Raw genomic sequence first — 12,645 nt, forward strand, 5'->3', positions numbered from 1 at the left:
TCCCGGCGCGGCGAGCCGGCGGGACTCGCGGCGCGTCCGGTCGTGCAGCCGGTACAGCGCCGCGCGGACCGGCTCCAGCATCGCCTCCAGCTCGCCGCGCCGCAGCCGCTGGTTCTCCGCGTGCAGCCGGTCGATGACGGCCTCGCGGTGCGCGGCCCGCTCGTGCTCGCGGTCGAGGCGCGCGGCGAGCCCGGCGAGGGCGTCCAGCACCCCCTGCCGGGAGGCGCGGGCGGGCTCCGCGGGCGGCTCCGGCACGGACTCCGGCTCGGCCGCGGAGTCCTCGCTGACTCGGGGTTCCCCGTCCCTCGACACGTGCAGTCACCTTAACGCTGGGCGGCAAGAGGCGATAGGTCGGCTGATGACCTTCACTGGACTCTAGTTTGACCCCCGCCCCCCGTTCCAGCACCGACGCAGGCAGCGTTTTCTCCGTCCGACACCATTGCGTAACACGATGGAAACGGCTTTCGCCGACCCTGGGGGAAACGCGGGGGAACGGGAGATGGCGATGTTGTTGCGGATACGCGTCCGGCTGCCGGACCGTCCCGGCTCGCTCGGACGGGTGGCGCGGACGATGGGCGCGGCGGGTGCGGACGTCGTGCAGATGGCGGTGCTGGAGCGCGGCCACGGCCGCGCGCTGGACGACTTCACCGTCGCCTGGCCCGCGGGCGCGCCCGTGGACCGGCTGGCGGACGGGCTCGGTTCGGTGCCCGGCGTCGAGGTCGTCGCGGTCTGGCCGACCGCCGAGCCGCTCGGCGCCCATCCGGACGCCGCCGTGATCGGGCAGGTCGCGGCCGTCCCGGAGCGCGGCGCGGAGATCCTCGCGGACGCCGTCCCGGCGATCCTCAGCGCCGACTGGGCGTGCCTCGCCCAGCCGGGCCCCGCCGGGGAGGCGGTGGTCGTGCACGTGAGCGCGTCCGCGGTCCGGGCGGTCCCGCCGGAGCTGGCGCCGCTGCGCCCGCGCGCCCTCACCGGCCCGGACGGCGCGCACTACGCGCTCTGCCCGCTCGCGAGGGGCGCGCTCGCGCTCGTCGTCGCGCGGACGTCCGCGCCGCCGTTCCACCGGTCGGAGGTGTCGCGGCTGGAGCAGCTCGCGGGCGCGGCCGACGCGGTCCTCGCCGGGACGGCGGCGCCGACCGGCCACCGGGCGGTCTGACCGGCCGGGTCAGTTGAGGAGGGCGAGCACCGCGTCCAGGCCGGTGAGGCAGGCGTCGGAGCCGAGGCCCTGCGCGACGGTCGCGGCGGCTGCCGTTCCCCAGCGCGCCGACTCAAGGACGTCGCGCCCGTGCGCGAGGCCCGTGATGAACCCGGCGCAGTAGGCGTCGCCGCAGCCGGTGGTGTCGACGACCTCGACGGGCAGCGCGGGCAGCCGGTGCGCGCCCGCGGCGGTCGCGACGATGCTGCCCTCCCCGCCGAGCGTCACGACGACCGTGGACGGGCCGCGCGCGAGCAGGGCGCGGGCGGCCTTCTCGGGGTCGTCCTCCCCGGTCATCGCCGCCGCCTGCTCCTCGTTCGGCAGGAAGTGGTCGACGTGGGGGAGGAAGGAGGCGGCACTCTGGAGCAGGTCGGGCAGGTTCGACAGGAGGTCCAGGGTGACCACGGTGCCGGACTCGCGGGCCGCCGCGAGCATCGCGAAGAACGCGGGGTCGTTGAGCCCGGCCGTGACGTCCGGCCCGCCGACGTGGACGACGCCCGCCGCGCCGAGCAGGCCGGGCCCGACCGAGCCCGCGGTCAGCGTGAGGTTCGCGCCGGGCAGGTGGATGCTCGGCCGCCCGCCGTCCGGCCGGATCGGCAGCACGGACGCGCTGGTCGGGTCGGCGGTGCGGCGGACGAGCCCGCGCACGTCCACGCCGTTCCTCGTCATGATCGCGACGAGCAGGTCGCCGAGGTCGTCGTCGCCGATCGCGCCGACCGAGATCACGTCGTTGCCGAGCCGGGCGAGCGCCACGGCGGTCCCGGCGGCGGCGCCCGCGGCGGTGACCCTGATCTCGTCCACGACGACGGAGCCCTGCCCGTCCGGGATGCCCCGCACGGGGCGGGCGAGCACGTCGAGGATGTGCGCGCCCACTGTCACGACCGTCATGACCAGACCTCTCGAAGATCGTCAGGGCCGTAGCCTAACCGGCGGGTAAGTTGAACGTGAAAGGCATTCGTATGCTCTTGGCGCAGGAAAGGGACGAAATAGTCGCGACCGGGAGGCGGCTGGCCGAAACCGGTCTTGTCGCCGGGACGTCGGGCAACATCAGCGTCCGCGCGGGCGACCTGGTCGCGGTCACGCCGGGCGGGATGATGCTCGACCGGATGGAGCCCGCCGACTGCCCGGTCGTGTCGCCGTCCGGGCGCGTCGTCGAGGGGGAGCGGGCGCCGTCGTCCGAGACGCCCATGCACCTCGCCCTCTACGAGGCGACCCCGGCGGCGGCCGTCGTCCACACGCACTCGACCTACGGCGCGGTCGTCGCGACGACGATGACCGAGCTGCCGCCGATCCACTACAACACGCTCCTGCTGGGCGGCGTGGTGAAGGTCGCCGAGTACGCCACCTACGGGACGCCCGAGCTGGCGGAGAACGTCCGCGCCGCCATGGCGGGGGGCAGGCGGGCCGCGCTGCTGGCGAACCACGGCGGCGTCGCGATCGGCCGCGACCTGGACGAGGCGTTCGAGAACGCGCGCCTTCTGGAGTGGCTGTGCGGCGTGTACGTGCGGGCGAAGGCGATCGGGGAGCCGCGCGTCCTGACCGACGACGAGCTGGCGAAGGTGGTGGAGCGGGGCCTCACCCCGCCCGAGCCGTGGTGATCGCGGGGGCGGGGCGTGGGACGCTGGGGACGTGCCGAAGCTGTCGTCCGGCGAGGCGCGCCGGCTGCTGGAGACGGTCCCGGTCGCGCGCCTCGCGACCGTGGCGGAGGACGGGCGGCCGCACCTCGTCCCCGTGACGTTCGCCGTCCACCGCGGCGCCGTCTACACGGCGGTCGACCACAAGCCGAAGGGCACGCGCGACCTGCGGAGGCTCGCCAACGTCCGCGCCAACCCGCGCGTCGCGCTGCTCGCCGACCACTACGAGGACGACTGGGACCGCCTCTGGTGGGTCCGCGTCGACGGGCACGCCGCCGTCGTCGACGACCCGGCGCGCACGGCCGGGCCCGTCCGGCTGCTCGCCGACCGCTACCCGCAGTACCGGGAGCGCCCGCCGGACGGCCCGGTCATCGCCGTCACCATCGACGCCTGGACGGGCTGGACGGCGACCTGACGCCTCAGTCCCAGGCGTGTCAGTCCCAGGCCAGTCAGTCCCAGGCCTCGCCGATCCTCGCGAGGTCATCGGCGTACTCGATGCGGGACGCCCACTCCTCCGGCCAGGCGGCGAAGCCGAGGCTCGCGCCCGCGAACGCGCCCGCCAGGCTGGCGATCGAGTCGGAGTCGCCGGAGCTCGCCGCGCCGCGCCGGATCGCCTCGACCGGCTCGTCCGGGAAGAGGAGGAAGCACAGCAGGCCGGTGGCGAGGGCCTCGTCCGCCGTCCAGCCCGCCCCGGTGATCTCGCACGGGTCGGCCGACCGGTCGGCGCGGGCGAGGGCCGCGTCCAGGGCGTCGAGGCGGCCGAGGCACTCGTCCCAGCCGCGCGCGGCGAACGCCTCGGGGGAGTCCGCGCCGGACCGCCGCCACAGGCCGCCGAGCCACCGCTCGTGGTAGACGCCGCGCTGGTCGCGGCAGCGTTCGCGGAGCGCGCCCGGCAGGTCGGACGGGTCCATGCCGTCCGCCAGCCACCGCACCGCGAACGCGGTCAACTCGCTGGCGGCGAGCCCGGTCGGATGCCCGTGGGTCAGCGCGGCCTGGAGCTGGGACGCGCCCGCCCGCGTCGCGTCCGCCAGGCCGGGGGCGAGGCCGACCGGCGCGACCCGCATGTTCGCGCCGCAGCCCTTCGACCCGGCCACGGTGGCGTCCACCCACGGCCTCCCGGCGGCCAGCCCGCGGCAGGCGCGCAGGCAGGTGTTGCCGGGCGCGCGGTCGTTGTCCGGGCTGTTCAGCCAGTCGACGAACCGCCGCCGCCACATCGGCGTGATCAGCTCCGGGGTGAACGGCGGGTTCTCCAGGGCGTCCAGGAGGGCGAGGCCGACCGCGATCGCCATCTGCGTGTCGTCGGTGACGAGCGCCGGGTCGCCGTCGGGCCGCGCGGGGCCGCGCTCCCCGAACCGCTGCCGGATCTGCCCCATGTCGAGGAACTCCGTCGGCGCGCCCAGCGCGTCGCCGTACGCCAGCCCGAACATCGCCCCGCTCGCCCGTCTCATGGGCGGCATTCTCCCCTAGTCGGTGCGGGCGCCCCGGAACCCGCCGGGCGTCATGCCGTAGCAGCGGACGAACCACCGCGTCAGATGGGCCTGGTCGGCGAAGCCCGTCGCGGCGGCCACGTCCCCGATCGCGTCGCCGCGCGCCAGCAGCCGCCGCGCCGCGCGCAGGCGGAGCTGGCGCCGGTAGTCGCTCGGCGCCATCCCGTACGCGCGGCGGAAGCCCCGGTACAGCGCGAACCGGCTGCACCCCGCCGCCCGCGCGAGCTCGTCGGCGCCGACGTCGTCGAGGTAGGAGTCCTCCAGGCGCCGCCGCGCCCGCTCCACCGCGCCGGTCGCGGCCGCGGCGCGCAGCCCGCGCGTCGACGCCCGCGCCGCCATCGCGCCGACCGTCGCGGTGAGCAGCTCGTCCCTGCGCAGGGCGGACGCGCCGTCCAGCAGCGCCCCGTGCAGGCCGCGCAGGTTCCGCGCGAGGACGGGATCGGCCACCACCGGCGAGTCGAACAGCGGCGGGCCGGCCGGACGGTCGGCGATGTCGGCCAGCACGTCGGCCACCAGCTCCGGGCCGATGTGCACGATCCGGTAGGTGAAGCCCAGCTCGTCGGCGGGATGGCCGTCGTGCGGGTCGTCCGGGTTGAACGCGATCACCATCCCGGCCGCGCTGGTGTGCGCGCCGCCCCGGCAGCGGAACGCCTGGTAGCCGTCCTCGGTGACGCCGAACGAGTATGTCTCGTGGCTGTGCCGGTGGTAGGCGTGCCGCTCGAAGCGCGCGTGCATCGCCTCCAGCGGGCGGTCGGCCGACCGCCAGTACCTGCTCCACTCCACGCCGTCCAGTGTGGCGCACGAGCGTTCAAGACCGGCCGCCGGGCGCGGCGCGACCCTGGACGGCATGCGTTTCGACACCAAGATCGGGATCGTCGTCCGGGACGACCTGGCCGCCTGGCAGCGCCTCAACGTGACGGCGTTCCTCGCGAGCGCGGTCGCCGGGGGCGTTCCCGGGATCATCGGCGAGCCGTACGAGGACGCGTCCGGCAACGCCTACCTCGCGATGTTCCGGCAGCCCGTCCTCGTCTACGAGGGCGCCGCCGACGCCATCGCGACCGCCCACGCGCGGGCCCGCGCCCGCGAGCTCCCGACCGCCGTCTACATCGAGGACATGTTCAAGACGGGGCACGACGAGGCGAACCGGGAGGCCGTCCGCGCCGTGCCGGGCGACGCGCTGCCGCTCGTCGGGTTCGCCGTCCACGGCCCCCGCAACGGCGTGGACAAGGTGCTCAAGGGGCTGCGGCTGCACCCGTGAGCCCGGCCAGCGCGGCGAGGCGCTCCCGGTGCCGCGCGGGCGCGCCGAACAGCTGCCGGGACGCCTGCGCCCGCTTGAAGTACAGGTGCGCGTCGTGCTCCCAGGTGAACCCGATGCCGCCGTGCAGCTGGATCGCCTCGCCCGCCGCGTGGAAGAACGCGTCCGAGCAGTACGCCTTGGCGAGCGCGGCGGCGGCGGGCAGCCCGTCCGGGTCCTCGTCGGCGGCTGCCGCCGCGTTCAGCACCGCCGACCGGGCCGACTCGACCTGGACGTACATGTCCGCGCAACGGTGCTTGATCGCCTGGAACGATCCGATCGGGCGTCCGAACTGGCGCCGCACCTTCGCGTACTCGACGGTCATGTCGAGGGTCCTCTGCGCGCCGCCGAGCTGCTCCGCCGCGAGCGCGACGGCCGCGACGTCCAGGGCCCGCCGGACGGCGCCCCGACCCCCGACCCGCCGGGCCGGGACGCCGTCGAACGCGACCCGGGCGAGCCTGCGCGTCTGGTCGACGGTCGGCAGCGGGCTCCGCGTCACCCCGGCCGTCTCGCCGTGGACGGCGTAGAGCCCGACGCCGTCCTCGTCGCGGGCCGCGACGAGGAGCAGGTCGGCGATGTGGCCGTCCAGGACGAAGCCCTTGGCGCCGCGCAGGCGGCCGTCCTCGACGCGCGTCGCGAGGCCGTCCAGGTCCCAGGAGCCGTTCTCGGCGACGGCGAGGGTGGCGATCGTCGTGCCGTCCGCGATGCCGGGGAGCAGGTCGCGGCCGCCGTCCCCGGCCTCCAGCGCCGCCGCCGCGGTGATCGTCGCGAGGAACGGGGCGCACACGACGGCCCGCCCCATCTCCTCGAACACGACCGCCAGCTCCCGCATCCCGTACCCGGCGCCGCCGTGCTCCTCGGAGATCGCGAGCCCCTGCAGCCCGAGCTGGTCCGCCATCAGCGACCACAGCGCGGGGTCGTAGCCGGCGCGCGTCCCCATCAGCCGCCGCACCTCGGCGGACGGCGACCGCTCGGCGAACAGGCGCCGCAGCGCGTCCCGCAGCTCCCGCTGCTCCTCGGTGGGCCTCATACCGGGACATCCTGCCGCACGTCCGCCGCCCCGCCGCGGGACTCCCACCCAGCGGGACGGGTCAGGGCGCCCAGTCGTGCGGCCCCAGCACGTACCCGTCGCTGGTCGAATGGACGTGGTTGATCGCGACGAGGTGCCCGAGCGCGGCCCACAGGTCCTCCTCGGGCCCGCCGACCAGCCGCCCGATCGTCTCGAAGTCCGCGGCCCCGCCCTCCTTGTCGATCTCGGCCACGGTCTCGTACACGATCAGCTCGAAGTCCGACAGCTCCTGGACGTCCCCGCGCCTTTCCTCTCGCTCCTCCATGTCCGAAACCTGCCCGCTCCACCACGTTCTATTTGTCGTCACGGGGGCGGGTGATGTGCTGTCGTCTTGAGGACGACACAGCGAATGAACGGATCTTCCATGAGAGCTGTACGGATTCATGAGCGCGGCGGTAGCGACGGTCTCGTGCTGGAGGACGCGCCGAAGCCCTTCGTCGCGACCGGTGAGGTGCTCGTGCGGGTGCGGGCGGCGGGGTTCGTCCCGGACGAGCTGGAATGGCCCGGCACCTGGGTCGACCGCGCCGGGCGCGACCGGACGCCGTCGGTCCCCGCCCACGACGTGGCCGGGGAGGTCGCCGAGGTCGCCTACGGCACGACCGGGTTCGCCGTGGGCGACCGCGTCTTCGGCCTGACGGACTGGCACCGCGACGGGGCGGCGGCCGAGTACGCGGCGATCGAGGCGCGCGACCTCGCGCCGATTCCGCCGTCCCTGTCGTTCGCGGAGGCGGCCGCGCTGCCGCTCGCGGGGCTGACCGCCTGGCAGGCGCTGTTCACGTACGGCGGGCTGACCGCCGGGCAGACCGTCGTCGTGCACGGCGCGGGCGGCGGGGTGGGCGTCCTCGCCGTCCAGCTGGCGAGGGAGGCCGGGGCGCGCGTCATCGGCACCGGACGGGGCCGCGCCGCCGACGTCGCGACGGAGATGGGCGCGCACGCCTTCGTCGACCTCGAACGGGAGTCGTTCGAGGACGTCGAGCCCGTCGACCTCGTCTTCGACACCATCGGCGGCGACCTGCTCGCCCGGTCGGCGGGCCGGGTCAAGCCGGGCGGCGCGCTCGTGTCCGTCACCGCGCCGCCCCCGGTCGAGCCCGAGGGCGGACGCGCCGTCTTCTTCATCGTCGAGCCCGACCGCGCCCAGCTCGCCGAACTCGCGCGGCGCGCCGGGTCGGGCGCCCTCCGCGCGCACGTCGGCGCCGTCTACCCGCTGGCCGAGACGCGCGAGGCGTTCCAGGCCAAGCACAAGGGCGTCCCCGGCAAGGTCGTCCTGGAGGTCTGACCGGCCGCGTCAGCCCGCCGGGGTCACGGGGATGCACACGGCGTAGACCGTGTAGGAACCCGCGGTGCCCGGCGAGTTGTTGAAGGACACCGTCCACGTGCTCTCAGAGGACGGGAACGACTCGTACTGCTGCACGGTGAGGGCGTTGCCCCCGAGAGGCGTCACCACGCCACCGCCCGTGATGACGGTTCCGGCCGGGCAGGTCGCGGTTCCCGTGTTGAGCCCGGGCGCCAACGCGTGGGTCTCCCGGACGATCTGGGTCGGCCGGGTGGGTCCCGCGGGTCCCGTCGCCCCCGTCGGCCCTTCCTGGCCGGCGGGTCCCGTCGCTCCCGCGGGCCCCTCCGGACCCGTGGGGCCGGTCGCCCCCGCGTGCCCTCGCGGGCCCGTGGGGCCCGTCGCCCCCGCAGGCCCTGTGGGTCCGGGCGGTCCGGGCTTTCCCGGCGGGCAGGTGTGCTTGCAGGGGTGCTTCCCGTCGCCGCCGGCGACCGCCGCGTGGGCCGTCGACGCGGCTCCCGCCAGCAGCACCGCCGTCACCGCCGGTACGGCGGCACGTCTCAGTAGGGTCGTGGGCTTCCGTCTCATTTCCGTCCCCCGTGAATTGTTCGGCTGACCACGGACGAGACCCCCTCGCCCCCATGCGGACGAGGGACACGCCGTTGATCAGCACCGTACGGACCCGGCCGACCTATGTCACGGACGGTGACGACGGATTGACGCTCTGAGCGAAGAGATGACCGAAGAGACGGCGCCTGTTGGCCCGCAGAGGGCACGGCCCGCTGGTCATCGGGCCGCCCAGCCCCCGTCCACCGCGAGCAGCGCGCCCGCGGCGCTCGCCGCGAGCGCGCGTCAGCCGTAGCGGTCCATGTCATGGAAGAAGCCGGGGACGGTCTGGAGCCCGCCCGACGCGGACACCTCGTCGTAGACGTGGCGGGCCACGGCCAGGTCCAGGACGCCGAGCCCGAACGGCGAGAACACGACCGGGCGGTCGGCGGGAGGGGACGTCCTCCCGGTGAGGACGTCGTAGAGCGTCCCGGCGACGAAGCCGCGGTGCCCGACCCGCTGCTCGGCCAGGTGCGGGGACGTGTTCGCCTTCAGGCAGTGCTCGACGTCGTCCACGACGTTGTACGCGGACAGGACGACCTCGGGCGACAGGTCGCGCAGCGACACGTGCAGCACCAGCGGGGCGTGCGCGAACCAGCCGGGGTCGGCGACGTGCGGCTCCGCGGCGACCGTCGCGAACACGACCAGGTCGGACGAGCGGATCAGCGCCTCCGCCGACCCGTGCACGGTGACGGGCCCAGTCTCCGTCCGCTCCAGGTAGCCCTTGAAGCCGCCCGCGTGCGCGGTGGACAGGTCGTGGACGCCCAGCTCGTCGAACGCGAAGCCGTTCGCCGCGAGGTAGGTGTGGATGTAGCGGGCGATCAGCCCGGCGCCGACGAACCCGACCCGGCGCGGCCGGTCGCCGCGCCGGTCGGCCAGTTCGGCGGCGGCGAGCGCCGCGGACGCGGCCGTCCGCGCGGCGGAGATGATCGAGCTCTCCAGGCACGCGAACGGGTACCCGGTCTCGGCGTCGTTGAGGATCAGCACGGCGGACGCGCGCGGGATCCCGTGCGCGACGTTGCCCGGGAAGCTGGAGATCCACTTGACGCCGTGCACGCCGACGCCGCCCTTGACCGAGGCGGGCAGCGCGATGATCCGGTCGGCCGGGCGGTCCGGGAACCGCAGGAAGTAGGAGTCCGGGTTGACGGTCTGACCCTCGCCGTGCAGCCGGTAGGCCGCCTCGACGATCCGGATCACGCGGGTCTCCCATCCGGCGAGCGCCGCGTGGACCTGGGCGCCGGGGATCACGGCGAATGCGGGGGCCTGGCTCATGGCTGCGACGCTCCGGATGATCAGTGGCGGTGGATTTCGGCGAGGCCGGGCAGCAGTTCGGGGAACAGCTCGCGGAGCCAGCCGTCCGCGTAGATGGAGTCCAGGTAGCGCTCGCCGAGGTCGGGCGCGATCGCCACGGCGACCGGGTCCTCGCCGGGGTACTTCGCCTCCAGCCAGCGGGACGCGCCCGACACGACGGTGCCGGTGGAGCCGCCGAACAGGAACCCGCGCGCGGACAGCGCGTGCGCGGTGCGGATCGTGTCCGGCTCGGCGACGTGGACGACGTCGTCGACGAGCGACTCGTCCACCAGGTCGGGCCTGCTGCTCGTGCCGAGGCCCGGCACCATCCGGCGCTCGGGGAGGCCGCCGAAGGTGACCGACCCGACCGCGTCGACCGCCACGATCGTCACCGGGCGGCGCCGCTCCCGGAAGTACCGCGCGCAGCCCATCAGCGTGCCGGTCGTGCCCGCCCCGATGAAGAGGATCTCCAGGTCGGGGAAGGCGCGGTCGATCGCCGGGGCCGTCCCCCGGTAGTGGGCGAGCCAGTTGTTGCGGTTGGCGTACTGGTTCAGCCACACGTACCCGGGGCCCGACGCGCACAGCTCCCGGACGTAGCGGACGCGGGCGCCGAGGTGGCCGCCGTTCGCGTCCGTCTCCGCGACGACGCGGACGTCCGCGCCGAGCGCCCGCATCACCCGCACCGACGCCGGGTTGCAGCGCGGGTCGGTGACGCACACGAACCGCAGCCCGCGGCTCGCCGCGATCAGGCTGAGCGCGATCCCGAGGTTGCCGGACGACGACTCGACGAGGGTCGAGCCGGGGGTGAGGACGCCGTCGGCGGCGGCCGCCTCGACCATCGCCGCGGCCGCCTTCAGCTTCACCGACCCGGCGAAGTTGAAGCCCTCGCATTTCAGGTAGAGCGGCCGGTCGATAACGTGCCGGAGATCGACGTAAAGGTCGTCGACATTGAATTCCTGCGGCGAGGTGATTATCGGCACGCTGGCATCCTGAAAGGAAGAATCAATTCCCTCATCGTCTCTCGGGCGTGGTCCCACGAGTTAGCCGCGGGCTGCGCGCCGGAGCCGTGGCGGAGCCTCACCGTACCCGCGCGCATCTTCCGGCCGCAACCCCTCGACTTACCGTCTGGTAGCGACGAATGCGAGATGGGTCGGCAAGGCGATGTATAAGCTGTGCGGTCCGCTTGTTTTGGTGATGACAGCGGAGAAGTCTCAGCTCACGGAGAGTGATGATGGACGCTCGCGGACCCGTCGCCGACCGGCTGCTCCCGCCCGCCGGACTGCCCGCCCTGGACGTGTCGCCGGAGCAGGCGGCGCGGGCCCGGGAGCTGGCCGCCCGGCACGGGATGCTCCGCGAGCACCCCGTCGACCTGGCCGATCCGGTCATCACGCGGGTGGAGCGGTTCGCCGCCGAGCGGGACCGCCCCGCCGTCGCCGACGCGGGCCGGACGCTCGGCTACGCCGACCTCGCGGCGGAGGCCCGGCGGATCGCCGCGCTGCTGGACGGCGCGGGCGTCGGGCCGGGCGCGGTCGTCGGCGTCGGCGGCGGGCGGAGCGCGTCGGTGATCGCCGCGTTCCTCGCGATCGAGCTGCTCGGGGCGCTGTACGTGCCCGCCGACGAGAGCTGGCCGGCCGGGCGCGTCCGGGACGTGCTCGCGCAGTCGGGGGCGTCGGTCCTGGTCGCGGCGGGCGCGCCGGGCCCGGCGCTGGCGGCGGGCGCCGCCGCGGCCGGGTGCCGGGTCGTCGACGCCGCGCGCGCCGCGGGCCTCGCGCCGTGGCGCGGCGCGCCCCGCCTCGACTCCCTCGACCAGCCCCGGTACGTGCTGTTCACCTCGGGCTCGACGGGACGCCCGAAGGGCGCGGTCGTCGAGCACCGGGGCATGCTGAACCACCTCTGGGCCAAGATCGTCGACCTGGGGCTGACCGGCGCCGACGTCCTCGCCTTCACCGCCCCGCTCGGCTTCGACATCTCGATCTGGCAGATGCTGTGCCCGCTGCTGGTCGGCGGGCGGGTGGACGTCGTCGGCGACGGGGCCGCGCACGACCCGGCGGCCTTCGCGCGGCTGTGCGACGCGAACGGGAGCACGGTCGTGGAGCTCGTCCCGGCCATGGTCGGCCACCTGCTGGACGGCCTGCCGCCCGGCGCGCTGCCCCGGCTCCGCTGGATGATCGCGACCGGCGAGGAGCTGCCCGCCGAGCTCGCCCGCCGCTGGCTGGCCGCGATGCCGCACGCCCGGCTGCTCAACGCCTACGGCCCGACCGAGTGCTCCGACGACGTCACGCACCACGTCGTCACGTCCGGCGACCTGCGGCTGACGCGGCTGCCGATCGGCACGCCCGTCGTCAACGCCTGCCTGTACGTGCTCCGCGAGGAGGACGACGGGACGTGGTCGGCCTGCGACGCGGGCGAGGCGGGCGAGCTGTTCGTCGGCGGCGTGGCCGTCGGCCGGGGCTACCTCGGCGACGGCGAGCGCACCCGCAGGGCGTTCTACCGCGACCCGTTCGCCCCGTCCCCGACCGGGCGGCTGTACCGGACGGGCGACGCCGTGCGCCTGCTGCCCGCCGACGCGGGGGGTGAGGACCGCCCGGTGCTCCAGTACCTCGGGCGCGTCGACCGGCAGGTCAAGATCTCCGGGGTGCGGATGGAGCCGGGCGAGATCGAGGCCGTCCTGCGGCGGCATCCGGGGGTGCGGGCGGCGGCGGTCGTGGCGCACGAGTACCCGGCCCGCTGAATCGTTACCCAGCGTAATTGCGCGAACAGAATGCGTTGCCGTCTTTTGGTGCCCGGTGCGCGTCGCGTCCCG

At 75.0% G+C, this 12,645-nt stretch carries 14 protein-coding genes and 1 pseudogene; 6 read left to right on the top strand and 9 right to left on the bottom strand.

What is annotated here, in order from left to right; translation table 11 throughout:
* Positions 1-312 (bottom strand): annotated as a pseudogene (locus tag ACH01S_RS13165) (nucleotide exchange factor GrpE); the annotation flags it as partial.
* A gap of 187 nt (positions 313-499) precedes the next feature.
* Here ACH01S_RS13165 and ACH01S_RS13170 point away from each other — a divergent pair.
* On the top strand, positions 500-1,153 hold the full coding sequence (locus ACH01S_RS13170; RefSeq protein ID WP_246236976.1) for an ACT domain-containing protein: 654 nt from the start codon (positions 500-502) through the stop codon (positions 1,151-1,153).
* A gap of 9 nt (positions 1,154-1,162) precedes the next feature.
* Here the strand turns inward: ACH01S_RS13170 and ACH01S_RS13175 are convergent, their stop codons facing one another.
* Positions 1,163-2,080 (bottom strand): carbohydrate kinase family protein, encoded by a 918-nt coding sequence (locus ACH01S_RS13175; RefSeq protein WP_067890124.1) that lies wholly within the window; start codon positions 2,078-2,080, stop codon positions 1,163-1,165.
* 71 nt (positions 2,081-2,151) lie between these two features.
* On the opposite strand from ACH01S_RS13175, the gene ACH01S_RS13180 reads away from it, so the two are divergent.
* Together ACH01S_RS13180 and ACH01S_RS13185 are read left to right on the top strand one after the other, a co-directional pair.
* On the top strand, positions 2,152-2,790 hold the full coding sequence (locus ACH01S_RS13180) for a class II aldolase/adducin family protein (RefSeq protein ID WP_067890126.1): 639 nt from the start codon (positions 2,152-2,154) through the stop codon (positions 2,788-2,790).
* A gap of 31 nt (positions 2,791-2,821) precedes the next feature.
* Positions 2,822-3,241, top strand: a complete 420-nt coding sequence (locus ACH01S_RS13185; RefSeq protein ID WP_067890128.1) for a TIGR03668 family PPOX class F420-dependent oxidoreductase — start codon at positions 2,822-2,824, stop codon at positions 3,239-3,241.
* Positions 3,242-3,275: 34 nt separating this feature from the next.
* On the opposite strand, the gene ACH01S_RS13190 is transcribed toward ACH01S_RS13185, so the two are convergent.
* Together ACH01S_RS13190 and ACH01S_RS13195 are read right to left on the bottom strand one after the other, a co-directional pair.
* Positions 3,276-4,274, bottom strand: coding sequence for an ADP-ribosylglycohydrolase family protein (locus ACH01S_RS13190; RefSeq protein WP_067890132.1), 999 nt, complete (start codon positions 4,272-4,274; stop codon positions 3,276-3,278).
* Between the two features lie 15 nt (positions 4,275-4,289).
* Positions 4,290-5,096, bottom strand: coding sequence for an AraC family transcriptional regulator (locus tag ACH01S_RS13195; RefSeq protein WP_246236974.1), 807 nt, complete (start codon positions 5,094-5,096; stop codon positions 4,290-4,292).
* A gap of 64 nt (positions 5,097-5,160) precedes the next feature.
* Between ACH01S_RS13195 and ACH01S_RS13200 the strand changes: the two genes are divergently transcribed.
* Entirely contained in the window at positions 5,161-5,571 is a 411-nt protein-coding gene (locus tag ACH01S_RS13200; protein ID WP_067890133.1) for a DUF2000 domain-containing protein, read from the top strand.
* Here ACH01S_RS13200 and ACH01S_RS13205 read toward each other — a convergent pair.
* On the bottom strand, positions 5,546-6,637 hold the full coding sequence (locus ACH01S_RS13205) for an acyl-CoA dehydrogenase family protein (protein ID WP_067890134.1): 1,092 nt from the start codon (positions 6,635-6,637) through the stop codon (positions 5,546-5,548). The genes ACH01S_RS13200 and ACH01S_RS13205 overlap by 26 nt on opposite strands.
* Positions 6,638-6,698: 61 nt before the next feature.
* The gene (locus ACH01S_RS13210; protein ID WP_067890137.1) at positions 6,699-6,941 is read right to left on the bottom strand and encodes a hypothetical protein; all 243 of its coding nucleotides are present in this window, start codon (positions 6,939-6,941) and stop codon (positions 6,699-6,701) included.
* Between the two features lie 99 nt (positions 6,942-7,040).
* On the opposite strand from ACH01S_RS13210, the gene ACH01S_RS13215 reads away from it, so the two are divergent.
* Positions 7,041-7,952, top strand: coding sequence for an NADP-dependent oxidoreductase (locus ACH01S_RS13215; protein WP_067890144.1), 912 nt, complete (start codon positions 7,041-7,043; stop codon positions 7,950-7,952).
* 9 nt (positions 7,953-7,961) lie between these two features.
* Here the strand turns inward: ACH01S_RS13215 and ACH01S_RS45210 are convergent, their stop codons facing one another.
* The 3 genes from ACH01S_RS45210 to sbnA form a co-directional block, all read right to left on the bottom strand.
* Entirely contained in the window at positions 7,962-8,117 is a 156-nt protein-coding gene (locus tag ACH01S_RS45210) for a hypothetical protein (RefSeq protein WP_157406283.1), read from the bottom strand.
* Positions 8,118-8,798: 681 nt separating this feature from the next.
* Positions 8,799-9,824: a 2,3-diaminopropionate biosynthesis protein SbnB gene (gene sbnB / locus ACH01S_RS13225; protein ID WP_067890148.1), complete on the bottom strand. Its 1,026-nt coding sequence runs from the start codon at positions 9,822-9,824 to the stop codon at positions 8,799-8,801.
* Positions 9,825-9,844: 20 nt separating this feature from the next.
* Positions 9,845-10,822, bottom strand: a complete 978-nt coding sequence (sbnA, locus tag ACH01S_RS13230) for a 2,3-diaminopropionate biosynthesis protein SbnA (protein ID WP_067890149.1) — start codon at positions 10,820-10,822, stop codon at positions 9,845-9,847.
* Between the two features lie 251 nt (positions 10,823-11,073).
* On the opposite strand from sbnA, the gene ACH01S_RS13235 reads away from it, so the two are divergent.
* Entirely contained in the window at positions 11,074-12,573 is a 1,500-nt protein-coding gene (locus ACH01S_RS13235) for an amino acid adenylation domain-containing protein (protein ID WP_067890236.1), read from the top strand.
* The last annotated feature ends 72 nt before the right edge of the window (positions 12,574-12,645 follow it).

Source organism: Actinomadura chibensis NBRC 106107, from assembly GCF_001552135.1.
In the GTDB taxonomy this organism is placed as follows: domain Bacteria; phylum Actinomycetota; class Actinomycetes; order Streptosporangiales; family Streptosporangiaceae; genus Spirillospora; species Spirillospora chibensis.